Consider the following 24,624-nt stretch of genomic DNA (forward strand, 5'->3'; position numbering starts at 1 on the left):
ACCTGACAGTTTGCCTGCTAGGCAGAGATAGGCTGAGTAATGGCAAACTTACCTATTGATTTTTGAGGAACTTTGTTAGAGTTGGAGGCAAGTTTTTTTGCCTTTGAATTGCTCAGGTGGTTTAACCCCTGAGCTAACCTTTGTTCTTTGAATAGAAGAAACCAGTCGGGCCCCTCAACATGAACTCCGAATTCAATGCCTCCGCTGAGATCGAACGCGATTCAGAGGACCTTGAGGATTCTCTGCTTCGAATCAATTTTTCTGAAACTTTGCTAAATGATGGGCACCAGCGAAAGACCTTCTCCCGCAGTAGCAGTTCTGATGATTCTGTGGGAGTTTTCTTACGGGAAATGTCACGCTATCCGCTCCTAACGCAAGAACAGGAAATTGAGTTGGCGCGTGAGATTGTAAAGGGGGGCGTTCGAGCTGAACGAGCTAAGCGTCGCTTAGTCCGCTCGAACCTCAGGTTAGTGGTCTCGATTGCTAAAAAATACTTAAACCGTGGTGTGCCTTTTCTTGATCTAATTCAAGAAGGCTCAATCGGGTTAATGCGGGCTGCAGAGAAATTCGACTATGAGCGGGGCTATAAATTCTCGACCTACGCGTACTGGTGGATTCGTCAGGGCATCACCCGCGCCATCGCCTCTCAGTCGCGAACGGTGCGATTGCCTGTGCATATGGTCGAAAAGCTTAACCAAGTGAAGAAAACCCGCCGAGTGTTGGCGCAGGAACTCAGCCGTAAGCCGACCAAGGCCGAAGTTGCAGCGGCTCTGGAGCTAGACGAAGACAAGCTAGACCAGATTCTCGATGCCGGTCGTCACACGCTATCGCTGCACATCCGAGTAGGTCGAGAAGAAGATACCGAACTGTTGCAGCTGATTGAGGATGCTGACAATGTCGCACCGGCAGAACGGATGGATCAGCGCCTACTCTCTGACCAAGTTGACACCGTGCTTGACTACCTAACCGAGCGGGAGCGAGAGGTCATTAAGCTTCGTTACGGCCTCGCCGATGGTCATAACTACACTCTGGCTGAGATTGGCGACCTCTATCACCTCTCCCGTGAGCGAGTACGACAGATCCAGGCTAAAGCGATGCGTAAACTACGCCATCCTCGCCGTCAGGCACTGCTACGCGATTGGATGAACTAGTCCAGGTCATGGGTTCACATTGACTCAGCGTTTGCTCTTAAATGCCTGAGAGAGCGAGCGGTCAGACCCCAGGCAGATGGCTAAGGGGCAGGGTTTGCTTAGGCTGGAAGCTAAGAAGTATCTGAAGTTAGACCTTCCATGCCTTCGTCCCGTCCTTCCGCTCTCCGTGTCCTGGTGGTGGATGACCATGAGCTAATCCGCCTGGGCTTAACCCTAGCTCTTAATAATCAAGAAGACCTGGAGCTAGTGGGTACTGCCAGCAATGGCGCTGAAGCCCTGACGCTGGTAGAAGACCACCATCCAGATGTCGTGGTTTTGGACTTGCAGATGCCGGTCATGGACGGCTTAAGTGCGGCTCAGCAGATCAAGGCCCGACATCCCAACACGCAAATCATTGCCTATTCCTCGCTTGAGGATCCTCAAGCAGAAGTCATGGCTCAAGCCGCCAAGGTTGATGTTTTCTGCGAAAAAGGCACTGGTACTGGCAATCTGATCAATTTGATCCGTCAGCTTGGCAACCAGCAACCCAAGCAAGTTTAGGGGGCAAATCTAGCGGCAAGTGAGCTTAAAGGGTTCAGCTCCATAACTGTGCAGGAGCTGTATAAACCTGTCTCCCGGCCTAGTTGCTAGCCAGTTTCCCCACAGATGTAATGCTGTATCTTTGGGGGTAGGTCTTCTGTGCTGTTCTTGCGTCAGGCTTTATAGGCTATGTCCTTACGGTTCGGTGAACCTAGCGCGCTAGGCTAGAGGCATCACCCTTACTTAGAAGTTGCATAGCCGTGGCCTTTATCCGTCAATATGTGATGCCGCTGTTAGTGGTCCTGACCTTTGTCTTTGCCCTAGTGGTGGTTAGTGCTCGGATCTTCCTGCCCAGTGATTTGGCAGCCCCAGCTCCAGTTACGGAAGTAGCGCCCAGCCCACCCCAGGCTGTTTTGCCTCCTGCCCTCGACCAGTTGGTCTCTGGACCAACTTCCTGAATTGCTTCCGGGTTACCGCTTACGGCTGGGGACGGGCCTTGACCGCGCCCTCTTGCTGAAGTTTCTGCAACGCAGCTATCAGGAGTTGCTACAGCAGCGGGGTATCTCTGAATTTAATTTGGGCCACCTGGCTAAGACTGTAGACACTCACTTTGCCAAAGACACTCCCCTTTGGCTTGTAGAGCAGCTAGAGCCGCAGCGTGCAATCGGTTGCCTGTGGCTGGGCACTGGTATTGACCAAGTCTATGGCGACCGCGTTGCCTACGTTTTTCTGATCTACGTCGAACCTGAACACCGCCGTCAGGGCATTGCTACAGCCCTGATCAAGACTGGGGAGGCCTGGGCGCAAACCCAAGCCTACCGGCAAGTGTCGCTGCAAGTGTTTGCTGATAATCCTGCGGCGTTGAGCCTCTATGAGCGGCTGGGCTATCAGCCTCTCTCCCTGATGCTGCAAAAACCCTTGCGGCAAGAACCCTTAAAGGGAGAGGCTGACCAAGTTCAGGATTTGGGGCAGGATTTAGGGATCTAGGCAGAGGGCTTAAGGGTTTAGAGCCTGACGACCACGACGGCCAAGCTTGACAGTGGTGAAGTAAACCAGGCAGGCCACATAAAACACTAGACCAACGATGCCCCAGAAACCTAAAGTGCCAGGATCAGTACCAGCATGGAAAATCCCTTTGAACGCTAGGGGCGGCTCAAACCAGACACGGCAGCGGTCAGAAACGGGAGAACCAAAGGCGCAATCGAGAAATAGCAAACCCAACAGAGTGCCGAGGACGCAGTAGCCTGTGAGTGCCCAGCGCCAAGCGCTGACTGCAAACTTCAGAGCGCCCATTTCCTCGTTTAGCTCATCGTTAATGTCCTGCCAGTACCAAAGAGAAATCGGAATCAGCACTCGAGCAGCCAGTCCGGTTAGAAAGCTGATCGGGAAACCAGCAATCGTCAGGTACACGGTAATCGCCAGCAGACTGGAGACACGCCAGTAGATCGTGAGCAGCTTGATAATTGCCGTTGAGTTTTGAATCAATGCCCAAACTAATAACACCAACGGCAAAATGACGGTGAACAGCACTGCCAATCGGTAATCAGTCCACACGAGCGGACGAAACCAGAAGTCATTATTCATCAGATTAAGTGGCCTCCCCTATGCGCCCTTGTTGTGCCAGTCTGTTGCCCCGTCGCTTGCGCTACTGTGGACAATGCAACAGAGCAGCCCGCCAGTATGACGCAAGTGGTGACTATGAGCAACCCAAATTATCCCATTCAAGTTATTGGCGGTGGACTGGCTGGTACTGAAGCAGCATGGCAGATTGCGCAGGCAGGGGTTCCCGTGGTTCTGCACGAGATGCGGCCCACCCGGCTGAGCCCAGCTCACCACAGCGAACATCTGGCGGAACTCGTTTGCAGCAATTCATTTGGTGCCAAAGCCACTGATCGGGCTACTGGGCTCTTGCATGAGGAACTGCGGCGCTTGGGTTCGGTGGTGATTGCCAAAGCGGACGAGCACGAAGTCCCAGCAGGTGGTGCCTTGGCGGTAGATCGGGCCTTATTTAGCCGTGACTTAACCGAAACCCTCGAACGACATCCGCTGATTGAACTGCGGCGAGACGAACTGCCAGAAATTCCTCGCGATGGCATTACGGTCTTGGCAACGGGACCGCTCACTAGCCCAGCCCTAGCGGCGGACTTGCAACGCCTAACGGGGATGGAGTACCTGAGCTTCTTCGATGCGGCTAGTCCGATTGTGACCGGGGAGTCATTAAACCAGGAGATTGTGTTTCTGGCCTCGCGTTACGACAAAGGGGAAGCGGCTTACCTGAACTGCCCCATGAATCGGGAACAGTATCTGCAGTTCTGGAAGGAACTGACCCAAGCCGAGCAAGCCGAATTAAAAGACTTTGAGCGGGAAGAGGCAAAATTTTTCGAGGGCTGCCTCCCGATTGAGGAAATGGCTCGCCGAGGCGAAGACACCATGCGCTACGGCCCGCTCAAACCGGTGGGTCTAACCGATGAGCGGACCGGTCAGCGCCCCTACGCCGTGGTGCAATTGCGCCAGGAAGATCGGGCTGGACAGCTTTGGAATATGGTTGGTTTTCAAACCAATTTGCGTTGGGGTGAGCAGCAGCGGGTCTTCCGGCTGATTCCAGGCCTGGCAGATGCCGAGTTTGTGCGTATGGGCGTGATGCACCGCAATACCTTTATTAATTCGCCCCAGCTACTCAAGCCCAGCCTGCAATTTCATCAACAGCCGACGTTGTTAGCAGCAGGCCAACTGATTGGCACTGAGGGCTACACGGCGGCGGCGGCAGGGGGCTGGCTGGCTGGCACGAACGCGGTCAGAGTGCTGCGGGGTCTAGAACTGCTCACGTTGCCTGAAGTCACCATGATGGGTGCGTTATTTGCATTTATTAGCTCGGCTTCTCCCAAGCACTTTCAGCCAATGCCCCCCAATTTTGCCATCCTGCCGGAAATTCAACCCAAGATCCGCAACAAGCGTGATCGCTACGGGGCCTATCGGGATAGGGCATTAGCGGCATTAGCAACAGTGCTAACAGCGGCAGATCTGGAGCCTTCGCTTTCGAGCTAAAGCTTCAGCCATCAAGCTAGACAGCTTAGACCAGACAAGCCAGCCAATTTTTCAAAAGCACTAGCAAAAGCACTAGGTAATTCCTGACGAGGCCAACCGCAAAGACTAACGATGAGCCAAATTGTGATTGTCGGCTGTGGTGTCGTAGGCGCAATGATCGCTTATGAACTCAGCCGAATTTCGGGATTAGCGATTACAGTGGTAGACCGTCAACCGCCAGCACAGGCTGCTACAGGCGCAGCTCTAGGGGTGTTGATGGGTGTGATCAGCCAGAAGATAAAAGGTCGTGCCTGGCAGATGCGCTTAGATAGCATTCAGCGCTACAACACGCTTATTCCAGAATTGCAAAAGTTGACCAGTCGAGAAGTTCCCTTTAACCAACAGGGAATTCTGCTGCTTTGCGATGCTGATGAAAACCTAGACCAGTGGAAAACCCTCGCAAATGTTAGAGCTGCTCAGGACTTGCAGCTAGAAATTTTAGATCTAGAGCAAGTACGAGCTAGCTACCCACAAATTTGCACGGACCCATTCTCTGCTGCCATTTATTCCCCCCAAGACCGACAAGTCGAACCCACTGCTCTGACCCTCGCTCTCGTTGACGCAGCTAGTCGTAATGGGGTTGCTTTTGAATTTGGTGTTGAAGCAGAGGTTATTCCTGCTTCAAATTCAGATGGCAACAATCTGCACTCAGTTTCTCAAGTTCAAACCAATTTTGGCACCTTAGATTGTGACTGGCTGATTATTGCTGCTGGACTAGGCTCCACGCCTCTAACTACTGCCCTCGCTCAGCCGCTTGAGATTAAGCCTGTCTTAGGACAAGCCTTAGAGGTTCAACTAGAACAACCCCTGGGATTAGTGCAACCTGTCATTACGGCACACGATGTTCATGTTGTACCTGTAGGCCAGAGCAATTACTGGATAGGAGCTACGGTTGAATTTCTAGGGGATGCGCCTGAGCCGATCGCTGATGCAACTAGGCTGCAAGCGGTGATGCGACAAGCTGTAGCGTTTTGTCCAGGGCTAGTTAAGGCTGAGATCTTGCGGAGTTGGTCAGGTTTACGTCCTCGCCCCGAAGGTCGACCAGCCCCCGTGATTGGTAGCTTACCGGGCTACTCTAATGTGCTTTTAGCAACTGGGCATTATCGCAATGGTGTCTTGCTTGCTCCGGCAACAGCTCAAGCGATTTGCAGCACGATTGTTCAAGATTATTAATATCTTCAATCATTACCGAACGGAGCAACCTATATTAAGAAACATTGCCTAGCGCATAAGAGACACTCTCTTGTCCGCTAGCTCGGCTTAGTTCTAAAGACAGAGCATCATAAATTTTATATAGGACTAAAGGCAGTAGCTATTAGGCAACAAGAAAGCTTAGTCTAAGTCATCTTAAATTTGCTGTTTGGAGATTCCGCACATGAATGATAAGACAGTTGACGCTAAAGATACAAGCCGCAATCAAGGCGATGCCAGCACAGGCCAGTACGATCGAGGTATTGTTCCTGCTGAAGTCGCAGCACGCCAAGAAAGAGAAGGGGCTTCGTTTAAGCAGACTCCTAGTTTGAAGAGCGAGGAAAATGCAAGAACGAATGATCAGACCGAGGATGACAGCATTGATACAACAGACGGCTATACCGTAGACCAAGAGGGCCTGCTCAACAACTACGCTATTGAGCCGGAGATGTACGTTAACGAGCCAGGAGACCTGAGAGAGGAAGAGGCAGAACTGGCTAAAGAACGGGTCGGGGAATTAGAAGACGCGAATGAAGGTAGTGAGGGAGAACTCACTGCCAAGCGTGACCTGCGCGGCAAAGGCCCAGGCTTGGTATAGCTTCAGTAGTCTTGAGGACTACCTTAAGCTCAGCTCAGGGATATTGTCTTCAACATTGCATAAGGTAACGTGAGACATCCCTAAAAGAAGCAGCGCTCTCATGAGAGCGCTGCTTTTGATGTAGCTATTTAATTGAGCTATATAAACTGGCAGAGAAACTACGCGGCCATTTAGCTCCAGCGCAGATGAACACGAGCCCATTCAATAAATTGATTCGCTTTGGTTGCAGTGGATAGATTTAGCATGGGAACGTTGTAAGGCCGAGGTCCCACGCTGCCAGTGTTGAGCGTGACTGACTGTGCTGGTCTCTCCCCGTAGGTCGTGAACAGTTGTTTGGCTTCGTCACAGCTCAAGCGTAGACGGCCAAGATTGGCGCCATTGGTAGATTGGTAGAGCCAGTCAACCCCACGGCCCTGGGGCAGTGGCGCAGCACCACCGGCAGTCAAACCGCCACCAGTACACAGAAACTGAGTAACGGCAACCATTCTGGCAGCATGGTCCTCATAACGTCGCAATGACGAACCACTGCCCGCAGGCGTGATGATATTTGAGGTGGAAGCACTGAGTTGAGCGGTTGAGAAGCCATTGCTCAGTGTGAAAGGCGCGTAGACGACACTGACTGCTGGAGGGCTAGCTGCAGGGCTACTCGTAGGGCTAGGCCTAGGAGTAGCCTGAGCCAATTGTCGGGCAGCAGGATTCGCTGTTAATCGCCACTGAGCAGCATCTGCCATAGAAGCAATCGCTGATTGCGAGCTGCACATTGAGCCTAGGACAGCTAGCATCGCCAACCCTCTGGCACATTTCTTCCAACCGGAAATCACTGCCTGCTCCTGGAACTTAGGGGAGCTTTTGGACTTGCCTTTATCCAGTTGGTCTTGGTTGAGCTTGCCTCGGTTGAGCTGCACCATGGTCACATTCATCCTCCTCATCAACCCAACACCTTAAATCAGACTTTCAGTGTCATTGCGTCTTAGCTTATACAGGCTGAGGCACATTGACATTCATATCTAGAGTCCGCACCAAAAAAGCCCAACGATCAGCGCTTTCTTCAATCACTTTAGCGGTGGGCTTCCCTGCTCCATGTCCAGCCTTCGTTTCAATGCGAATGAGAACAGGTGCAGACCCAGCATGGGCAGCTTGCAGAGCAGCAGCAAACTTAAAGCTATGAGCTGGAACTACGCGGTCATCATGATCGGCTGTAGTAATCAAGGTGGCAGGATAAGCAGTGCCCGATTTGAGATTGTGCAAGGGCGAGTAGGTGTAGAGTGCTTTGAATTCTTCAGGATTTTCCGACGAGCCGTAGTCAGACATCCAAGCCCAGCCAATCGTGAATTTCTGGAAACGCAGCATGTCCAGCACCCCAACTGCGGGTAGGGCCGCACCGAATAAATCGGGGCGTTGAGTCATGCAAGCACCCACCAACAAGCCACCGTTGCTACCGCCGCCAATGGCCAATTTGCGCGGTGAGGTGTACTGGTTATCAATCAACCATTCAGCCGCGGCAATGAAATCGTCAAAAACATTTTGCTTGTTGAGCTTAGTTCCTGACTGGTGCCAAGCTTCACCGTACTCGCCCCCACCCCGTAGATTAGACACAGCATAAACACCGCCCAGTTCCATCCACACCAAATTGCTAACTGAAAAGCTGGGGGTCAGCGATATATTGAAGCCGCCATAGCCATAGAGATACGTTGGGTTGCTGCCGTCCAGCTTGAGCCCTTTTTTGTAGGTGATAAACATTGGCACTTGAGTGCCATCTTTGCTTTGGTAAAAGACCTGCTTGGTTTCAAAATCCTCTGGATTGAAATCTACTTGCGGTTGGCGAAAAACTGTGCTTTGGTCCTTGAGCAAATCGTAGCGATAGATTGTGGTCGGTGTGGTAAAGCCGGTGAAACTGTAAAAGGTTTCAGTATCGTGTCGCTTACCACCAAAACCGCCCGCAGAGCCAACTCCAGGCAGTTCAACTTCGCGAACAAGAGAGCCATCCAGGTCAAAGATTTTGATCTGAGTATGGGCATCCTTCAGGTAGGACGCTATAAATTGGTTGTTGAGCAAGCCAATGCCGCCCAAAGTCTCTGCTGCTTCGGGAATGATTTCACGCCAATGGCTACGGTCGGGGTTGGTAATATCAATGGCAATTACCCGGCCCTTTGGCGCATCGAGATCGGTACGCAACCAAAAAACTGAGCCCTCATTGTCAATCAAGCCATAGCTAGCTTCAAACTGATTGATCAATTCCACAACCGGCGCATTGGCCTGTGACAAATCCTTGTAAAACAACAAATTCTTACGTTCAGTTCCCATCCAGACTGAAACAATCAGATAGCGACCGTCCTCAGTCACATCACCACCGAAGCCCCATTCTTTTTGGTCCGGACGTTCGTAGACCAACACATCTTCAGCCTGAGACGTACCGAGCTGGTGATAGAACAGCTTCTGGAAATAGTTGACGGCTTCTAATTGGGTTTTTGCATCAGGTTCGTCATAGCGGCTGTAGAAAAAACCCTGGCCATCATGAGTCCAGGAGGCTCCTGAAAATTTGACCCATTTGAGATGGTCGTTTGAATCTTGGGCTGTTTCTACTTCACGGACCTTCCACTCTTGCCAATCTGAACCCGAAGAGGAAAGACCATAGGCCAAGAATTTGCCATCTTCGCTAATTGCCAAGCCGGAAAGGGCAACCGTGCCATCTTCAGACAAGGTATTAGGATCTAGCAAAACTGTTGGTTCAGCCTCAAGGGCTGTCAGGGTATAGAGCACACTCTGGTTTTGCAGGCCGTCATTCTTAAAATAGAAATAACGCTCTCCCTGCTTAAAGGGAATGCCGTATTTTTCGTAATCCCAAAGCTGAGTTAGGCGCTGCTTAATTGCCTCCCGAGCTGGAATTTGTTCTAGGTAAGCAAAGGTAATTTCGTTCTCGGCTTCTACCCAGGCTTTGGTTTCCTCGGAGTCTGGATCTTCTAACCAGCGATAGGGATCTGTAACCAAAGTGCCATGGTAGTCATCAACCTGCTCGACCGTATGAGGCTGGGGGTAGACCAGAGAGGCTTTGGCGTCGTTCATAGCTTGCAGAAGGTTTAAGGTCAGCAGTTCTAAGGCTATCGCCTTCTTCAACCTAGGCCCAACCAAGCAAGCTCCAACCTGACAGCTCAGAATCTGCTCAGGTAAAATGACCTGACAAGCTTGAGGGATTTCCCACCTTTTAATTTTGCGATCATGGCCGGACATAGTAAGTGGGCGAATATTAAGCGCCAGAAGGCGCGGGTCGATGCCGTTAAGGGCAAAGTCTTTACCAAAATCTCGCGCGAGATCATCGTTGCAGCTCGCAGTGGCGGTGGGGATCCTGCGGCCAATTTTCAACTGCGCACTGCCATCGACAAGGCTAAAGCAGCAGGCATTCCCAACGACAACATCGACCGGGCGGTTGCTAAGGGCAGTGGCACCTTCAACAGTGGCGATAGCCTAGAGTCCATTCGTTATGAGGGCTACGGTCCTGGTGGCATTGCAGTCTTGATCGAAGCCCTCACTGACAACCGCAATCGCACTGCTGCCGATCTACGTTCTGCCTTCAGCAAAAATGGCGGCAACCTGGGCGAAACGGGCTGCGTCGGCTGGATGTTTGAGAAGAAAGGCGTCGCCGTTGTTTATGCCCCGCGCGATGCCAAAGGTCGCAGTACAGAGCTGGATGAAGAAGCTCTGCTAGAGATTGCCCTAGAAGGTGGAGCTGAATCCTATGAGCTGTTTGAAGACGATGAGGCCGATGAGACGGGGGCAGAGGTATTCACTGATGTCAGCAATTTAGAGGCGCTCACGCAGGCTCTGCAAACTCAGGGTTACCGCGTGACCAGTGAGGAGCGCTGGATTCCTAACAATCAGGTGAGTGTGGCTGAACCCGATCAAGCACGCGCCCTTCTGAAGCTGATGGATGCTCTAGAGGACTTGGACGACATCCAAACTGTCACGGCGAATTTCGAGATGTCGGATGATTTGATGGCGGTTAGCATGCTCTGAACCTGCCTCAGCAGACTCCTCCAGGACCCGCTCGGACAATGTTAGAACACAATCCAAAACAGCCTATGCCAAAACAATCTAGGCCAAAACAACCCAGGAACATCTTGACAAAGCAGTTCCATATCCCTTAGCCTAGCCAAGGTGATGGATACGCCCCCATCGTCTAGAGGCCTAGGACACCTCCCTTTCACGGAGGCGACGGGGATTCGAATTCCCCTGGGGGTATCTTCAAAATTTGAACTCTTGCGGAAGCCGTGTACACTGAGCCCGCAAGTCTTCTTTCAACCTCTACCTGGGTTGATCTAAGCTTACCTGCGGCCTACAAAGTTGGCCAGGAAACCGAGCAACGGCTCAGACGAAATTGCGCTTCCAGACTATGTTACGAAACGAGGCCATCAAGTTGATGCGTTCGGTCTGCCCCAAGACGCCAGAATCACACAGCCCGGATAAAAGCTTTTTCAAGGCGACATTGGTCGAACAGTAGTCAATAAAGTTGCAGGCTACGAAAAGAGCTTCTGCTGCCGTCTCTCGCTTAGGAAGCAACAACTGATTAATCTGGGACTGCCAGCCTTCCAAGGTGTTTTCTACGCGGACTGAATAACCCCGATACTCAAACTCAATCTGCTCGGCCTGGTGCGTTTGTTCTTGAGTCGCAGTTTGTTGGGCATCAACTGCCTGAGCCAGAAGCGTTGCTGGCTCTTTGAGCAGTACTATACGAGCCACTACTGTCGGCTTACGTTCTCTAGCCCAGTCTTGGGAAAGAGCGGCCAGCCTTCTGCGATTTTCGGCTAACTCTTTACGCAGCAGTTTCGATACCTGGCTATTTTCCGCTAGCCTCTCCCGTAGTGCTTCTGTTTTCCTGCAACCCTGCTGAAGGCGTTCATGCTTTTCATGCCACTCTTGCGAAACAGCCAACCACTGAGTTTGGATGGGATTGCAGGCCACAAAAGCTCTCTGATTATGGGCTGTCCCTCATTGTAGCGCTCAAAAAGCTTTTACTAGCTCATCATGCGCATCTGCGTTGGGTTTGATGAAGCCTGAAGCAATTTGGCGTGGCAATCAATAACAAGGAAAGATTCGTTTCTAGACAAAGATTAAAGCACTAAGTCCATTTTTATCAAACTCGAAAAAGCGTTTCTAAATGGGCCAGAAATAAGGATATTCGCTGAGTAATTTTAGATTCACCCTCGCTATTTTGCGAAACTTATGATATTCGAAGCGATGCCTTTTGTGAACCAGGAAGGAACTGAATTTTCTCTCAGATTTTTCAGCAGTGATCTACTTTGTAGTGAATAAAGAAATTCTGGCAGCAAAGCTTAGGACGAGAGGAAATTCTGGCTGGGAATGACTGTGTGTGACTTCTTCGCGTCTTGCCACTTCTCCTTGGATTTAGAGACAGTCTAGAGAATGTGGAGGGTCAGCCAGAATCATGGTCGAGGAGGAGAGGGGAGGCAAGCAGTGGGGATTTGAGTGGTGTTTTCAATTTTCTGGCAATTTCCTGGGCTGCTTTTGAGACAAAAGAGACCTAAATCTGGCAAGATATTAGAACGAGGACAGGCCCCCATCGTCTAGAGGCCTAGGACACCTCCCTTTCACGGAGGCGACGGGGATTCGAATTCCCCTGGGGGTATGCAAAAGAGAGGGCGCAGGTCGTACGACCTGCGCCCTTTCTCATTGGGTAGCCAGATGTTCTTCGGCTGCACTCCTTCTCAGGTACTCAGGCAGGCTAGGTTCTCGGTAGTGCTGCTGCCAGATAACCCCACTATGGATGAGGTTTGGGTACCAGGGCTCAACTAGGCTTGGTGCTTGTTTAGGGCTCTTGGACGGACTGCTGAGACAAGACTTTACTCTGGCACCGGGAGTTGCCCAGCTGTTGTTTGAGGCAATGTCTTTACTCTCTGCTACAGGATAGAAGCTAGCGTAGCTGACTTATGGCTTACTGGAGAAACAGGGCAGGACGAAATACTATTCATTGCAGACCTTAGGCAGACCTTACTATCACAGCTTTGATTTATAGGCTATTAGCACTGGACTACAGTAATGAGTTTTGAGAGAAAAACTGTCCTAGTCGTGGAAGACAGATCAGATTTTTCTGGTCTAATTCAGTATGCTTTCCAGGAGATTGACTTAGAAGTCTCTCTGCAGATAGTTCATGACGGTAAGGAGGCAGTGTATTACCTTCGCGGTCAGCAACCCTATGAGAGTAGGCAGGAATACCCTCTGCCAGCGATGATCTTAACGAACAAAGACATGCCTGGCATGACAGGGCTTCAGTTAGTAGCTTGGGTAAAGAAGCAGCCTACCCTAAGTCATATCCCTGTGGTTATGATGACGGCGGCTAGTGAACCAGAGGAGAGGCGCAAAGCTAAAGATTTAGGCATTAGCTTCTACTTCGTTAAACCGGCTGACTTCGATGATCTGGTCAATACCGTAAGAATGCTGACTTCGGAACTCATCCCAGGAGACCAGCAGTAGTTTAGCCTCTGGTCGCCCCTGGGAGAGAACCGTAGAATCGTTGTGAGGTAAGCGCATTAGGCTAGCTACGGCTGCTCTCTAGAACGCAACTCCTCAACTAATTCCTCGATCGCCAGTGCCTGCAATTTGGCACTGCGCTCGATATTTTCTGCTGCCCGAATTGTGCTCCGCTCATCTAAGCGGCGGCTCCGTAGCAGCTGTGCCCAACCTAACATTACGGTTAGTGGCGTCCTGAGTTTGTGGGAAAGCTCAGCTAGAAATTCGGCCTGGTTATGAGCTTCCTGCTGCACTTCACAGTTAGTCTGTTCTTCTGGATTAGCTGGACTAGTAGATGTCTTAGAGCTGGCATCAACATCTGGTGGAGTATTTTCGTTGAGCGGACGCAGCGGTTTCATGGCACAGGTTTCTCACAAATTGCTGAAGCTAAAAAAGTATTGATATAGAGACTTTCAGGAAATCATAGAAAACCAATTTTTTCCCCTCCCCTAGGCATACCTAACAAAGCACCTAAAGTTAGAGCTATTGACTGAGCTTGATCAATAGTCTCGCAAAGCAACCTCGGCTGGGCGAGAGCAGTAGGTAGCGTTGCATTACAAGTCCAATAGTAAGTTCAACGCAGTGATAATAGACAGGAGAAGCTGTCAACGCAATAAGACGCAATAGAGAAGATGGCAGCGCAAGCTTCTCCTACCCTAAGATTGAAGCCCCTACTTGCCTCTCTCCTAACCCTTATGCCTGGAGAGGCAGACTGACCCAAGGACAAGAGCCAAACCAAGTTCTGGCTTTTGGACTCTTTTAGACTAGGTTCAAGCCTGCACGGACGGCACTACAGTGCTTGCAAGCCCAGCCGGTGGTGCTGCTGCAGCACCGCATCATAGAGCTTCTCCAGTTGACTGATGTTGCGGCTGAGGGTGTAGCGCTCTAGTACACGATCTCGGGCTTTTTGACCCAGCAAACTGCTCAGCTCTGGTTGATCTCGGAACAGCGGTAGCAGGGTAGCCAACTGGCTGGTGACTTGGTTGGCCTGCAGGACGACCCCAGCGCCATTGGCTAGTACCTCCCCATCTGCCCCAACATCAGTGGCAAGACAGGCAGTGCCACAGGCCATTGCTTCTAAAAGCGATAGCGAGAGACCTTCGACCAGCGACGGCAGAATAAAGGCATCTGCTCCTCGCAAAATCTCAATGCGCCGTTGTTCGTCGGCAATAAAGCCTAACCAGAGAACACCTTGTTCTGGCCCGTAGAAGGGCTTCAGAGTCGCCACTAGCGGGCCATCCCCCACCATTGCCAACTTGCAGCCATGACCTAGCTTGGCCTGCTTCCAGGCCTTTAGCAGCGCCTCTACATTCTTCTCAGCGGCAATGCGTCCCTGATAGACAAACAAGCGTTCTGCCTTAAGTTCCTCTTTAATCGATGAGGGACCGGGGGAGTAGCGCTCAGCATCGACGCCGTTGGGAATAACTGCAAGGCGGCGCCGGGCAACTCCCAACCTCACCAGCAGCAAGCGCTGCACATCCGAGAAAACAATCGTGCGGTCGTAGTTTGCCAAGAATGGTGCGTACAGCTGGTACATCAGCTGTTGCGTGCCCGAGGCTAAGTTGCGCCGTTTGGCATCAAAAGCTGGGTGAAAGGTCGCCACCAATGGCAACCCCAGCTCTTCACAGAGCTCAGGCAACAAAAAATCTAGCGGCGATAGAGTCAGTGAGGCATGGATTAGATCAGGCTTGAGTTGCCGCAGCAACTGAGCCAAAACCTTACTCGCCCGCAGGGAAGGAATGGTGTAAACCTGAGAGCGATACAAAAAAGGCAGCGGAAATTCTGGGCAGTCCGGCCAATCGCCATGCTCATCGTCGGGTGCTGCCCCCAAACCAAAGGGGCGTAGTAACGGTTCGCCCTCCCGGGCCGCTTGATCCGGGGCAAAGTGTAGAAAGCTAACTCGGTAGCCCCGGTCCAGTAATGCGTTGGTTACTTCCCGGCTATAGGTGACGTTGCCGCAGAAGGGCGATTTCTTTCCAAGCCAGGCAATATGCATTCAAAAACGGCACTAATCCGTCACGAAAGTTCCTGTCCCGGAAATATACCAGGTCAAGATACCACTCGTGACGACAATCGCCCCTAAGCCCAGAATCACCAAGCGCAGACCAAAGAAGGTTTCAGCAACCCCAGCCAGGGCCAGAGGCAGCGACAGAGCAATGTTAATTGCATTATTCTGCAGGCCAAACACCTTGCCACGCATAGCTTCAGGCGTTTCTTCCTGGATCAGCGTCTGCATAGGAACACCCACGATTGCCGCACACAAGCCCAGCATTGCAATTAAGCCAAGGGCTGGCCACAGACGTTGGGTCATCAAGGCTAGGCCTCCCAAGGCTGTTGCCATGCCCAGCGAACCGTAAAGGCTGAGCTGACGCCGGGTGAAGCGTTGACCGAACTGTCCTACAAGAGCAGCACCAATCGCCATACCAACGCCGCCTGCTGCCAGGAGGAAACCAAACTGGGAAGATTTGATGTTGGGCATGACCTCCGCCATACGCACCGAGATCACAGCGAGAGCAGCGAAAATCGAGAACAAAATCACCAACTGAATCAGAGCAGCCCGCACTCCGCTCTGTGCTCTCAAATAACTCAGACCTTCACGAATATCAGCCCAGATGTGGGGAGTTGAGGATTGAGAATCAGAATTTTCAGAATTTGCGGATTCATCACCAGGGATGTGTTCTGGAGCATACCCCGCAGCCTGCTCAATCAGAGCCTGTTCCGGTGTCACAGCCGGGCGCCTAGCCCGTCCCTCCCGTACTTGCATCAAGAGCAAGAGCAGACCGGCCAGGATATAGCTGCCACCAACAACTATTTCTTTACCGGCTCCCCAGCCACCAAAGAGGGCATCTGCTAGAGCTAGCACCGGCTCACCCACTGCGAAACCAATGATCACCGAAGCCATCATCGTCGTGGTGTAAAGCGAGTTGGCCGACAGCAGATGACGACGCTCGACAATTAAGGGGATCACTGCCTGCTCGGCAGGGGAAAAAAACTGCGTTAAGGTCGACACGAAAAATGTGATCGCCAACAGCCCCCAGAAACCCATTGGTAAGCCCCACAGTGGGCTCCAATCCTTACAGAGCCAAAGAAGGGGCGGGACAGCCAGGACCAGGACTCCGCGCAAAACATTTGAGGCTACCAGGACTGGCTTCTTGGGCCAGCGATCCACAAATACCCCGGCAATAGAGCCAAATAGAATCGCTGGGATCGTGAAGGAAATCATTACCGAGGACACCCAGCCACTAATAGTTTGCCCCGCCGTCTGAAACCGGGTAGAGACTAGGGCAATCATTAGAACCAGGTAGACCTTGTCTGCCAGCTGTGAGAAGACCTGACCGCTCCACAGGGCTAAAAAATCGCGGTTCTTTAGAACAGGTGTAAAGCCCGTCGCCGACACCTCAGGCTCTTGCGATGGGCTGGCTTGTAGCTCAGCTTCAGCCTCAGCACCAGGCTCCTCCTCATCAAGGACCTCTAGCGCCTGCTCATTCAGGGGACGGGCACCTCCGTGGCGAGGCCATGAAAACTCTGAGGGCGGCTCAGCCGTCGCTCTTAGCGCTTCCAGATGGTCGAGGGCGGAGTCAGACAATCGGGTCATGGCGTGGCACAGCAGAAAACGACAGACCAACCTCAGGCGCTTAGAGGAAAACAGCTCTCAATCAGAGCCGCCGAACGGATGGGTTGATCTAGGTGGTATTGGGCGTAGCGACGCAGCAACCGCTCTAACATAGCCCAAGAGGCGGGTTGCCTTTCTCTAGCTAGAGGAACCTCTAGCCCCTGATCGCAAGCTAGATGATCCCCAGCTAAGTGCTGAAAGGCAGCTAGCTCAGCAGCTCCCAGGTAGGTTTCTACCGCAACTTCCGACAAACGGGCAGGGCTGACAATACCACCCGCGCCCAAACTGAAGCCAACTCGCCAGTCTGGCTCACTGAAATTTGGCAACAGAGCTTGCTGAGAGACTGCACAAGCGTGCACTTGAGGCGCAAGACCCGCTAGGGCCAGGAGGTGAAAACTACCTTGGACCAGGTTAGCCAAAACAGCCTGGGAGTCTGATACCTCTAACCGGCTCAAGTGAGCCGTGAGCAGCATGAACAGTTCTTCTTGGGGCTGATCGGTCAAGGCTTGCAACAGTGCTAGCTCTGCCAAGTATTGAGCAGCAGTCAGCTTACCCAAGTCTTGACTGAGCCCCGTATAGGACTCTAAAGTCTCAGCCTGACTAATTTTGTCTAGAGTGCGGCCTCGGCTTAACAGTAGGTCATTAACAATGAACAAGCCCGAGCGCCCACCAAGTTTGGAGCCGTGCTTACGGGCGCCCGGAGCTACAACCCGAATTAGCCCCACTTCACGGGTCAGAACCGTCAACAGGCGATCAGCTTCGCCCAGTGCCATGCCTCGAAGGTTAATGCCAACGGCTCGATAGGTACGACTCATGAGGGCTCTTCTGAAAGGGCGCGTGCAGAGGCGCTGCGGCTAAGGGCTTCCCTCTGGTTCAATAACTCCAGGCTACGGGAGGTGCCTAAGCGAGTTGCCCCTGCGCCAATTAAGGCTAATGCCTGCTCAGCGGTCTTAATGCCACCTGAGGCTTTGATCCCGATCCGTCCTCGGGTAACCTCTCGTAGCAGTCTGACATCTTCGACTGTAGCGCCCCCGGCCCAGCCCGTATTGGTTTTGAGGAAAGCGACGCCAGCATCCAGACAGATTTCCGCAGCCACCCGTTTTTCTTCAGGCTCTAACAGGTTGGTTTCCAGAATCGCCTTGACTGTCTGGCCGGTCGCTTCACAAATTGACGCTAGCTCTCGGTGTACGGCATCAGTCTGGCCTTGTTTCAGCCAGCTTAGGTTGATCACGACATCCAGTTCAGTAGCCCCGTTTTCAACTGCTTCCTGGGCCTCATAAAGCTTGACTGCCGAAGTGCTGGCACCACTAGGGAAACCAATGACAGTGCACACTTTTGGCCGCTTTTGATTGAGCAATTCAGCACAAAGCCGCACGTAGCTAGGAAACACACAAACCGCTGCAAACCGGTAACGATCGGCCTGTTCACACCAAGCCCGCACCTGATCTGGTGTGGCAGTTGCACTCAGCAGTGTGTGGTCGATAAAAGGAGCCAGATCGACGTCTGGGTTAGTGCCTGATTCGAAGGTCGGTGGCACGAGCAATCCCCACTCTCACTAGCAAAAGGTCGGCTTCTCCCTTTTTACCAGAACTGACCAAGGGTTTCCCGTCCTCTATAAGGGAGAAACTAAGACCTGGCGCCTTAACTTATAGATCTTTAGAGCAAGGCAGATAGAAAAGCTTATGAGAGTTTGCGCAACTCGCGACAGCTAGCTGCGATTGGACGAGCTTCACCGTCGATCTGCACAATCACGCCACCAAAGCGCACGAGTTCCAGCACCGTTGCCATTTTGCCCACGAGATGACGCCCAAACTTGCGGTCAGGTTCGCCAGGCGGTGGAGGGCTAGGGTCGATGAACTGTACACGGTCGCCAACCGCGATAGTCATCCGAAACCGAGTGGGCATTGGTTTGGCCTATTGGTGTCTCTTAGGTCTGTCTTGGTGGGTTATCGAGGGCACGCCTGATACAGGCCCTTACAGGGGCAAGTATGCATCAACTAACGGGAAATAACGGGCAGAAAAAATACACTTTCAAGGTCATTCAAGACTCAATGAAGGACATAGCTCCAGGGAAGGTGGCTCTAATGAGCAAACTTGCGAATTTGATACTCCCGGCTCTCTGCAATTGGAATTAGCAAATCTCCCATGCGTCGGTCTAGAGCGTCGAGTTCGCTCTGAGGAATTGTCTTCCACTGTTCTCGGGTCTCCCAACGAGTGACGGCGACTACATCTGTGGATTGATTCGGGTCAATCCAGATCTCTTTGCCCAGAAACCCAGGGAACTTTTGCAGGCCTGCCGTCCACACTTCTGCATCCCGTTGAATAAATGCTTCCCGCTGTTCGGGACGCATCCTGAACCTTAACCACTCAATGACCATGCCCAACGACCATACAAATCAGAACTACAACGAATGACAACTTCTTCAGAATGTACAGCCTGGGGCAGTTAAACCTTGCCTTTAGCCTAATTGCTTGGTCGCCTGGTAGCGTCTACCTCAAGAGCCACCCCCGGGCTCAAAGCGCACCGCTAGCATCACTCGGCAGTCCCGCGCGATCCCACCACTCAAGGCAGGACTGAACTGCCAAGTTGCGATGGTGCTTCGGGCAGCCTCATCGAGTTCGGCATAGCCACTGCTTTGAAGCACGCTGACGTTGACCACGCGACCGGTTTGATCAAGCTCTACCATCAATTCAGTGCGTCCTCTCTGACCCAAGCGCAAAGCCTCGGCGGGGTAGGGTGGCAGAGGCTGATTCGGCTGAACGGTAGGGGGCACCTCAGGCACATCCCGCAGTTCTGGAGACACAAACTCCAAGGTGCCGGTCAGGGATTGGTTAGGGTCGGAGGCCACCGGCTCCGTCGTAGCTCCTGCCTCCGGTAGCGGTTGAGCTTCGGGGTTCTGAGCTGGATCAGGCTGAGTGGGAAGCGGTTCAGCCGCAACCGGCAAATCAGCAGGTGATTCGCTGGTTGACGCAGCAGGCGGGGCCGGAGCTGAAGCAGCAGGGCTGGAGGGAGCTCCACTCACTTCTGCGGCAGTTGCAGCAGGCCTACCTGCTTGGGATGCAACGGGACTAGACAGGGCTGGCTGAGGCTGCGTTGTCACTTGAGGTTGGGTCAGGGGGTCAGGAGGGCGAGTGGGAGTTGTGGCCCCTTGCAGGGGCTCTGAGCCAGAGGCCGCTGAGTTAAGCGGAGCAGAGCTAGCTCCCGAACTGTCAGCGGTGCCTGTACTGCCTGTGTCGGGCGAATCTGAGCCTGAGCTGGCACTAGCCCCTGAGTTGGCCTCAGCACTAGCCCCCGTACTGCTGAACGCTGCTGTTGGTCCCACATCAACCAGCTCTATAGCTATCGGTTCTGAGGGGGCTGGCTGAGCAACTGAAACTAAGGTTTGAGGGAAGCTCAAAGCCAGAGTTGCATGGGCTGCTAAGGAACCGGTTAGTACCAGTCCCCATAGTTCCGGCGGATCAGTGTGCCGTCTGAGAGTCATGTCCAACACAAATCTGTGAACAGGTAATGCACCAGTTGAGCATTGCTACTTTTGTGGTACTCCGTTGTGAATGACTTGGCATCCGTTTAAATTTCTAAATTAACTTTGTTGATCTTTAAGCAGCTTGCAGTGGTTAACGATGACAGCGCACCCTAACAGGCAGGATTCCCGTGCGCAAAGCTAAAGGCAGGGGAATACTGAACGACATGCAGGTTCATGACGGAATTTCTCAAGCTGTGGCAGAAGAGTTTCCTGGCACAGCGCCAGTGCTGAGTTTTTTTAACCGGCACTACGAATGTCACGTGCGGCAGACTATCAATGGCCTGCCCCAAGTTGCAGTCTGCCTAGAAAGTCAAGAACTGCCTTTACTGCTTATACAGCTCCTAAAGCGCCAAGGCTTGCCTCGCCTGCCGCTCGAGGTCGAAGTTTTAATGCAGCCCAGCGATTACGGTGGCTGGCAGCTCTTGGTTTCTACGGCACGACGTTATAACCTGCTTTATCAGGTGGATGTACCAGGAGATCTCCTGGTACTAGAGGCACCAGAGCCGCAAATGTTGCTGACCTATCTGAACTAGAGCCAATCTAGGGGACGTACAAACCCAGGCTTAGGCCAGCCGGATGCAAAGCAACGGCACGGGCTGCTCTAACATGACATCTATGCCGAATGGACCTGCCCAGCCCCATCGCCGCCCTAAAGCCGTACCCGGAGCAGTGCCCGCCGATGGGCGTCGCTCACCTGAAGACCGGCGAGCTAAGACACCGCTTCTATCTGGTCAAGAAGCAGGACGTGCCCCATCCAAGCCTCCAGCCCAAGGCCTGCTAAGACTACCGGCAATGCCACAGCTCTCCTGGTTTCAGTGGGGCTTGGTGGGCCTATTGGTCACCAGCACTATGGGAGTGGCTTCGGTGATCCTGCTCCTGCAAATGCCAGCCTTGCCAGACTGTCTAACCGCTCGCTGGCCCCTAGCATCCGGTGGCCAAAAGCTTTACTGTGCGGGTGCTCTAGCCCGCCAAGATACACTTGATGCCTTGAAGCAGGCGATTGCCTTGGCCGACAGCTTGCCCAAGGATCATCCACTGCGTAACGAAGCGGAGCGGTCGATCAACAACTGGTCCCGACAGGTGCTCAAGCTAGCCGATGACCTGTATCAGAGTGGCGAACTCGACCAGGCGATTGAAGCGACCACCATGATCCCTCGCAGCAGTCAAGCCTACGGGCAGGTAGGGGTTGCCGTGGCCCGTTGGCAGAGCGAATGGCGGCGAGCGGAAGGGATTTACCAGGAGGCACAATCATCGCTGCGCCAGCAGCAGTGGCGTGAGGCAGCTTTGTCAGCTAACCGATTGCTTGGCGTAGACAACGAGTATTGGCGAGTTACCCGATTTGATGCCCTGAGAGCCGAGATCGACTTAGAACGACAAGCTAGTGTGGCTCTTGATGCAGCTGAAGCCAAAGCGAGTTCTGGCAGATTGGACGACCTGCTAGCCGCAATTGAGCTCGCTCGCAAGGTGCCGATGGAGCGTTACGCTCGCAGTCGTGCTCAGTCACAAATTAGCCTTTGGACCCGAGCAATTTTGGATATTGCTCAGGCCCGTTTGGACAAGCGCGATCTCGATGGCGCTCTGGCAGCAGCTAGTAAGGTGCCAGCCGATAGCTCTTTACGCGAAGAAGCGGCAGATTTCATGGTGCTGGCTCGGGCCTACGAGCCCACTTGGTCCGACACGGCGGAAGGTTTGCGGGAAGCAATCGCTCAGGTTCGCAAAATGGCAACTGACCGACCGCTGTTTTATAAGGCCCAGGACTTGGCAACCCGTTGGCAGGACGAAATTGCTGATCTAGAGATTTTGGACAAGGCTCGGGAAACGGCCCGTCCGGGCACCGTTACTGCGCTGCAAAGCGCCATTGCCCAAGCCGGAAACCTCTCTGCTGCCCGTCCCCGCTGGGAGCAAGCCCAGAACTTGATGCGCGGCTGGCAGCAACGTATTGAGAAGATTGAGGACAGCCCCTACCTAGACCAGGCAAGGACGATTGCCCGACAGGGAACTGTAGAAGCGTATTATGCGGCGATGAGCACAGCGGCTCAGATTCCACCAGGACGAGCCCTGTATGACGAAGCGCAAAAGCAGATTGAGGCTTGGCGAGACCAGATCGAAACCATTCAGGATCAGCCCTTCCTGGACCGAGCTGAACAATACGCGGACCAAGGCAATCTGCGGGAGGCGATTGCTGAGGCATCTCGCATTAGCTCTGATCGCTCCCTGCACCGTCAAGCTCGTCGACGGGTGCGAGTTTGGCAAGCAGAACTCGATGGTTTCGCTGACCTGCAACAGGCCATTGAGGTCTCAGCCCCAGGCACTGCGGATGCCCTCAGCCAAGCCATCCAACTGGCTAGCCCCTTGACTAACAGTGGTACTTACGGGTCACAGGCCAAGTCCCAAATTGATGTCTGGAGTGCTCGGTTACTAGCCATTGCCCGCTCCCAAGCTAACTATGATCTTCCATTGGCCGTAGCGACTGCTCAGAAGATCCCTGCCAACAGTGATGTTTATACTGAGGCCCAAGACCAGCTGCGTCGCTGGCAACAGGGAAGCCAATAACCCTGAAACGCCAGTCTCACGGGTCGTGGGTTAGCCTAGGCCCGAGATGCTGGTGCTACTTGTTAGCACGTCAGTACTTGTCTCAAGTTTTACCAGCTAACTCCTAGCTAACTCACTCACTAGCACTCACTCTTAGTATTAGGTTTGCGCTTGCTGAAACAGATGGTAGTCTATGGTTGTTATGGCTGTGGGACTGTTTTTGGGACATAAGCCGGGATAGATTTTTTCAAATTCGTCCTGACTTTGCTACTGTTCTTAGACATTCACTGTCCCCCCGTAATGCTCTCCCTAGGGAGAGTTGATCCGTTCGGAGAGCGTTCGGAGCCCAAGTTAGATGACGATTTACGTTGGCAACTTATCCTTCAGTGCAACAGAGCAAGACCTTCGAGAAGTTTTTGCGGAGTATGGCACAGTTAGCCGAGTTAGTTTGCCCACTGACCGGGAAACAAACCGAGTCCGTGGCTTCGCCTTTGTAGACATGTCTACCGAAGCAGAGGAGGATGCAGCAATCGCAGACCTAGATGGAGCCGAGTGGATGGGACGACAGATTCGGGTTAATAAAGCTAAGCCACGGGAAGGCGGAGGCCGCGATAGCGGTCAGATTCCTAACCGGCGTAGCTAAAAGACTCAAGCCAGCCATTAATCGTTATTCCAACGGGCATGCCAACGGACAGCGATTGCAGGGTCGATCTAGCCTAGTTCCTAGCCTAATTTCTTGGGGCAACACGAGATAAGGACCATCAGATGCGACGGCTTGACCAACTTCAGCGTCTGGTGCTTCTTGGTCTGTTGGGGCCGGTTTTGGCACTCAACGCCTGGTTGCTGCTGCAAGTTTTTCACTACTTCCAAACAACCCTGACCATTCTAGTAGCAGCAGGGCTGTTAGCCTTTCTGTTGCACTATCCTCTGCATATCTTCCGGCGCTTAGGACTACGGCAGGGGGAGGCAGTAGCGGTCGTCTTTCTAGTTGCGCTGCTAGGTTTGGTGTTGCTCTGGCTCACGCTAGTTCCTATCGTTGCCGACCAAACCGTTCAGTTTCTTGAACGCCTACCTGCCCTAATCCAGTCGGGAGAGCAGCAGATTAGCGGCTTAGATGCCTGGGCAAACCGCTCGCGATTGCCTGTAGATTTAGGTCGGCTCAATACGCTGATTAGCAATCGACTAGAAAGCCAGCTACAACTCTTAGCAGCAGGAGTTTTGGGATTTGCCTTGGGTACGATTAGCAGCGTGCTCAACGCCGTGTTGGTAATTGTTCTGACTTTTTACATGCTGCTAACGGGGAACCAGCTTTGGCACGGCTTACTGAGCTTTCTACCCCCCCGCATCAAGACTGTAGTGCAGGAAGAACTGCATCGCAATTTCCAGCAGTTCTTTATCAGTCAGATCTTGCTGGGGCTGTTTATGCTGGGCAGCTTGGCTCCGATCTTCCTAGTTCTTGAAGTTCCCTTTGGTCTGTTGTTCGCTCTGCTAATTGGCTCATCTGAGCTGATTCCATTCATTGGTGCAACGATTGGCATTAGCCTAGTTACGCTGTTGGTGGCCCTACAGGATCTATGGCTAGCGTTGCGGGTTGTGTTGGTTGCAGTTGCTCTACAGCAGATTAAAGACAATTTAATAGCCCCTCGCTTGCTAGGCAGCTTTACTGGCCTCAATCCGGTGTGGATCTTTGTAGCGCTGCTGGTAGGGGCTCAAGTTGGGGGGCTACTGGGGGTGATTTTGGCAGTTCCAGTCGCGGGCACGCTGCGCGGTCTTTGGGAAGCCCTATTAAAGCCATTAGCTCAGCCACCGGAGCCCCCCATCCTGCCCAAGGGCTAAGCCAAAGAGGGGTAAGCCAAAGATTTAGGCCAGGTTCCGAAGCCAAACGCTGAC

Annotated in this window: 25 protein-coding genes and 2 tRNA genes; 15 read left to right on the plus strand and 12 right to left on the minus strand. The window is 52.8% G+C overall.

Annotation, left to right across the window (positions count from 1 at the left end; translation table 11 throughout):
* Nucleotides 1-179: 179 nt before the first annotated feature.
* The 4 genes from H6F94_RS09875 (at nt 180) to H6F94_RS09890 (ending at nt 2,657) form a co-directional block, all read left to right on the plus strand.
* On the plus strand, nt 180-1,151 hold the full coding sequence (locus tag H6F94_RS09875) for a sigma-70 family RNA polymerase sigma factor (RefSeq protein WP_190802067.1): 972 nt from the start codon (nt 180-182) through the stop codon (nt 1,149-1,151).
* Nucleotides 1,152-1,289: 138 nt separating this feature from the next.
* On the plus strand, nt 1,290-1,691 hold the full coding sequence (locus tag H6F94_RS09880) for a response regulator (protein ID WP_190802068.1): 402 nt from the start codon (nt 1,290-1,292) through the stop codon (nt 1,689-1,691).
* 239 nt (nt 1,692-1,930) lie between these two features.
* Nucleotides 1,931-2,128 (plus strand): DUF8624 family small hydrophobic protein, encoded by a 198-nt coding sequence (locus H6F94_RS09885; RefSeq protein ID WP_190802069.1) that lies wholly within the window; start codon nt 1,931-1,933, stop codon nt 2,126-2,128.
* Nucleotide 2,129: 1 nt separating this feature from the next.
* Nucleotides 2,130-2,657, plus strand: a complete 528-nt coding sequence (locus H6F94_RS09890; RefSeq protein WP_190802070.1) for a GNAT family N-acetyltransferase — start codon at nt 2,130-2,132, stop codon at nt 2,655-2,657.
* Between the two features lie 9 nt (nt 2,658-2,666).
* On the opposite strand, the gene H6F94_RS09895 is transcribed toward H6F94_RS09890, so the two are convergent.
* Nucleotides 2,667-3,254 carry a DUF3177 family protein gene (locus tag H6F94_RS09895; protein ID WP_190802071.1) on the minus strand — a complete coding sequence of 196 codons (588 nt, stop codon included), beginning with the start codon at nt 3,252-3,254 and terminating at the stop codon, nt 2,667-2,669.
* Between the two features lie 114 nt (nt 3,255-3,368).
* Here H6F94_RS09895 and trmFO point away from each other — a divergent pair, with 114 nt between their 5' ends.
* The 3 genes from trmFO (at nt 3,369) to H6F94_RS09910 (ending at nt 6,543) form a co-directional block, all read left to right on the plus strand.
* Nucleotides 3,369-4,715 (plus strand): FADH(2)-oxidizing methylenetetrahydrofolate--tRNA-(uracil(54)-C(5))-methyltransferase TrmFO, encoded by a 1,347-nt coding sequence (gene trmFO, locus H6F94_RS09900; protein WP_190802072.1) that lies wholly within the window; start codon nt 3,369-3,371, stop codon nt 4,713-4,715.
* Between the two features lie 111 nt (nt 4,716-4,826).
* Nucleotides 4,827-5,927, plus strand: a complete 1,101-nt coding sequence (locus H6F94_RS09905; RefSeq protein WP_190802073.1) for an NAD(P)/FAD-dependent oxidoreductase — start codon at nt 4,827-4,829, stop codon at nt 5,925-5,927.
* Nucleotides 5,928-6,129: 202 nt separating this feature from the next.
* Nucleotides 6,130-6,543: a hypothetical protein gene (locus tag H6F94_RS09910; protein WP_190802074.1), complete on the plus strand. Its 414-nt coding sequence runs from the start codon at nt 6,130-6,132 to the stop codon at nt 6,541-6,543.
* Between the two features lie 170 nt (nt 6,544-6,713).
* Here H6F94_RS09910 and H6F94_RS09915 read toward each other — a convergent pair whose 3' ends face one another.
* Nucleotides 6,714-7,463 (minus strand): hypothetical protein, encoded by a 750-nt coding sequence (locus tag H6F94_RS09915; protein WP_190802075.1) that lies wholly within the window; start codon nt 7,461-7,463, stop codon nt 6,714-6,716.
* 55 nt (nt 7,464-7,518) lie between these two features.
* Nucleotides 7,519-9,606, minus strand: coding sequence for a prolyl oligopeptidase family serine peptidase (locus H6F94_RS09920; RefSeq protein ID WP_190802076.1), 2,088 nt, complete (start codon nt 9,604-9,606; stop codon nt 7,519-7,521).
* Nucleotides 9,607-9,759: 153 nt separating this feature from the next.
* On the opposite strand from H6F94_RS09920, the gene H6F94_RS09925 reads away from it, so the two are divergent.
* Both H6F94_RS09925 and H6F94_RS09930 read left to right on the plus strand, forming a co-directional pair.
* Complete coding sequence (locus H6F94_RS09925) at nt 9,760-10,554, plus strand: YebC/PmpR family DNA-binding transcriptional regulator (protein ID WP_190802077.1); 795 nt, start codon at nt 9,760-9,762, stop codon at nt 10,552-10,554.
* A 152-nt stretch (nt 10,555-10,706) separates the two neighbouring features.
* Nucleotides 10,707-10,779, plus strand: a tRNA-Glu gene (locus H6F94_RS09930).
* A 126-nt stretch (nt 10,780-10,905) separates the two neighbouring features.
* On the opposite strand, the gene H6F94_RS09935 is transcribed toward H6F94_RS09930, so the two are convergent.
* The gene (locus H6F94_RS09935) at nt 10,906-11,499 is read right to left on the minus strand and encodes a hypothetical protein (RefSeq protein ID WP_190802078.1); all 594 of its coding nucleotides are present in this window, start codon (nt 11,497-11,499) and stop codon (nt 10,906-10,908) included.
* Between the two features lie 612 nt (nt 11,500-12,111).
* On the opposite strand from H6F94_RS09935, the gene H6F94_RS09940 reads away from it, so the two are divergent.
* Nucleotides 12,112-12,184: transfer RNA gene (locus H6F94_RS09940), tRNA-Glu, on the plus strand.
* Between the two features lie 410 nt (nt 12,185-12,594).
* Nucleotides 12,595-13,029, plus strand: a complete 435-nt coding sequence (locus H6F94_RS09945; RefSeq protein ID WP_190802079.1) for a response regulator — start codon at nt 12,595-12,597, stop codon at nt 13,027-13,029.
* A gap of 65 nt (nt 13,030-13,094) precedes the next feature.
* On the opposite strand, the gene H6F94_RS09950 is transcribed toward H6F94_RS09945, so the two are convergent.
* The 8 genes from H6F94_RS09950 to H6F94_RS09985 all read right to left on the minus strand — a co-directional run bounded on the left by H6F94_RS09950 (nt 13,095) and on the right by H6F94_RS09985 (nt 20,160).
* The gene (locus H6F94_RS09950; protein ID WP_190802080.1) at nt 13,095-13,424 is read right to left on the minus strand and encodes a histidine kinase dimerization/phospho-acceptor domain-containing protein; all 330 of its coding nucleotides are present in this window, start codon (nt 13,422-13,424) and stop codon (nt 13,095-13,097) included.
* Between the two features lie 431 nt (nt 13,425-13,855).
* The gene (locus H6F94_RS09955) at nt 13,856-15,061 is read right to left on the minus strand and encodes a glycosyltransferase family 4 protein (RefSeq protein ID WP_190802081.1); all 1,206 of its coding nucleotides are present in this window, start codon (nt 15,059-15,061) and stop codon (nt 13,856-13,858) included.
* A gap of 12 nt (nt 15,062-15,073) precedes the next feature.
* Nucleotides 15,074-16,660, minus strand: a complete 1,587-nt coding sequence (locus tag H6F94_RS09960) for an MFS transporter (RefSeq protein WP_190802082.1) — start codon at nt 16,658-16,660, stop codon at nt 15,074-15,076.
* Nucleotides 16,661-16,692: 32 nt separating this feature from the next.
* On the minus strand, nt 16,693-17,493 hold the full coding sequence (recO, locus tag H6F94_RS09965; RefSeq protein WP_190802083.1) for a DNA repair protein RecO: 801 nt from the start codon (nt 17,491-17,493) through the stop codon (nt 16,693-16,695).
* The gene (gene deoC / locus H6F94_RS09970; RefSeq protein ID WP_190802084.1) at nt 17,490-18,215 is read right to left on the minus strand and encodes a deoxyribose-phosphate aldolase; all 726 of its coding nucleotides are present in this window, start codon (nt 18,213-18,215) and stop codon (nt 17,490-17,492) included. The genes recO and deoC overlap by 4 nt, the downstream gene beginning before the upstream one ends.
* 143 nt (nt 18,216-18,358) lie before the next feature.
* Nucleotides 18,359-18,583 (minus strand): hypothetical protein, encoded by a 225-nt coding sequence (locus H6F94_RS09975; RefSeq protein ID WP_190802085.1) that lies wholly within the window; start codon nt 18,581-18,583, stop codon nt 18,359-18,361.
* A 176-nt stretch (nt 18,584-18,759) separates the two neighbouring features.
* Nucleotides 18,760-19,056, minus strand: coding sequence for a TIGR03792 family protein (locus H6F94_RS09980; protein ID WP_190802086.1), 297 nt, complete (start codon nt 19,054-19,056; stop codon nt 18,760-18,762).
* Between the two features lie 117 nt (nt 19,057-19,173).
* Nucleotides 19,174-20,160 carry an energy transducer TonB gene (locus tag H6F94_RS09985; RefSeq protein ID WP_190802087.1) on the minus strand — a complete coding sequence of 329 codons (987 nt, stop codon included), beginning with the start codon at nt 20,158-20,160 and terminating at the stop codon, nt 19,174-19,176.
* 170 nt (nt 20,161-20,330) lie between these two features.
* Here H6F94_RS09985 and H6F94_RS09990 point away from each other — a divergent pair, with 170 nt between their 5' ends.
* The 4 genes from H6F94_RS09990 to H6F94_RS10005 all read left to right on the plus strand — a co-directional run bounded on the left by H6F94_RS09990 (nt 20,331) and on the right by H6F94_RS10005 (nt 24,570).
* Entirely contained in the window at nt 20,331-20,735 is a 405-nt protein-coding gene (locus H6F94_RS09990; protein WP_190802088.1) for a hypothetical protein, read from the plus strand.
* Nucleotides 20,736-20,817: 82 nt separating this feature from the next.
* Nucleotides 20,818-22,755, plus strand: a complete 1,938-nt coding sequence (locus H6F94_RS09995; RefSeq protein ID WP_190802089.1) for a coiled-coil domain-containing protein — start codon at nt 20,818-20,820, stop codon at nt 22,753-22,755.
* Between the two features lie 334 nt (nt 22,756-23,089).
* Entirely contained in the window at nt 23,090-23,377 is a 288-nt protein-coding gene (gene rbp, locus H6F94_RS10000; RefSeq protein ID WP_190802090.1) for an RNA-binding regulator, read from the plus strand.
* 122 nt (nt 23,378-23,499) lie between these two features.
* Nucleotides 23,500-24,570, plus strand: a complete 1,071-nt coding sequence (locus H6F94_RS10005) for an AI-2E family transporter (RefSeq protein ID WP_190802091.1) — start codon at nt 23,500-23,502, stop codon at nt 24,568-24,570.
* The last annotated feature ends 54 nt before the right edge of the window (nt 24,571-24,624 follow it).

This window comes from Leptolyngbya sp. FACHB-261, assembly GCF_014696065.1.
In the GTDB taxonomy this organism is placed as follows: Bacteria; Cyanobacteriota; Cyanobacteriia; order FACHB-261; family FACHB-261; genus FACHB-261.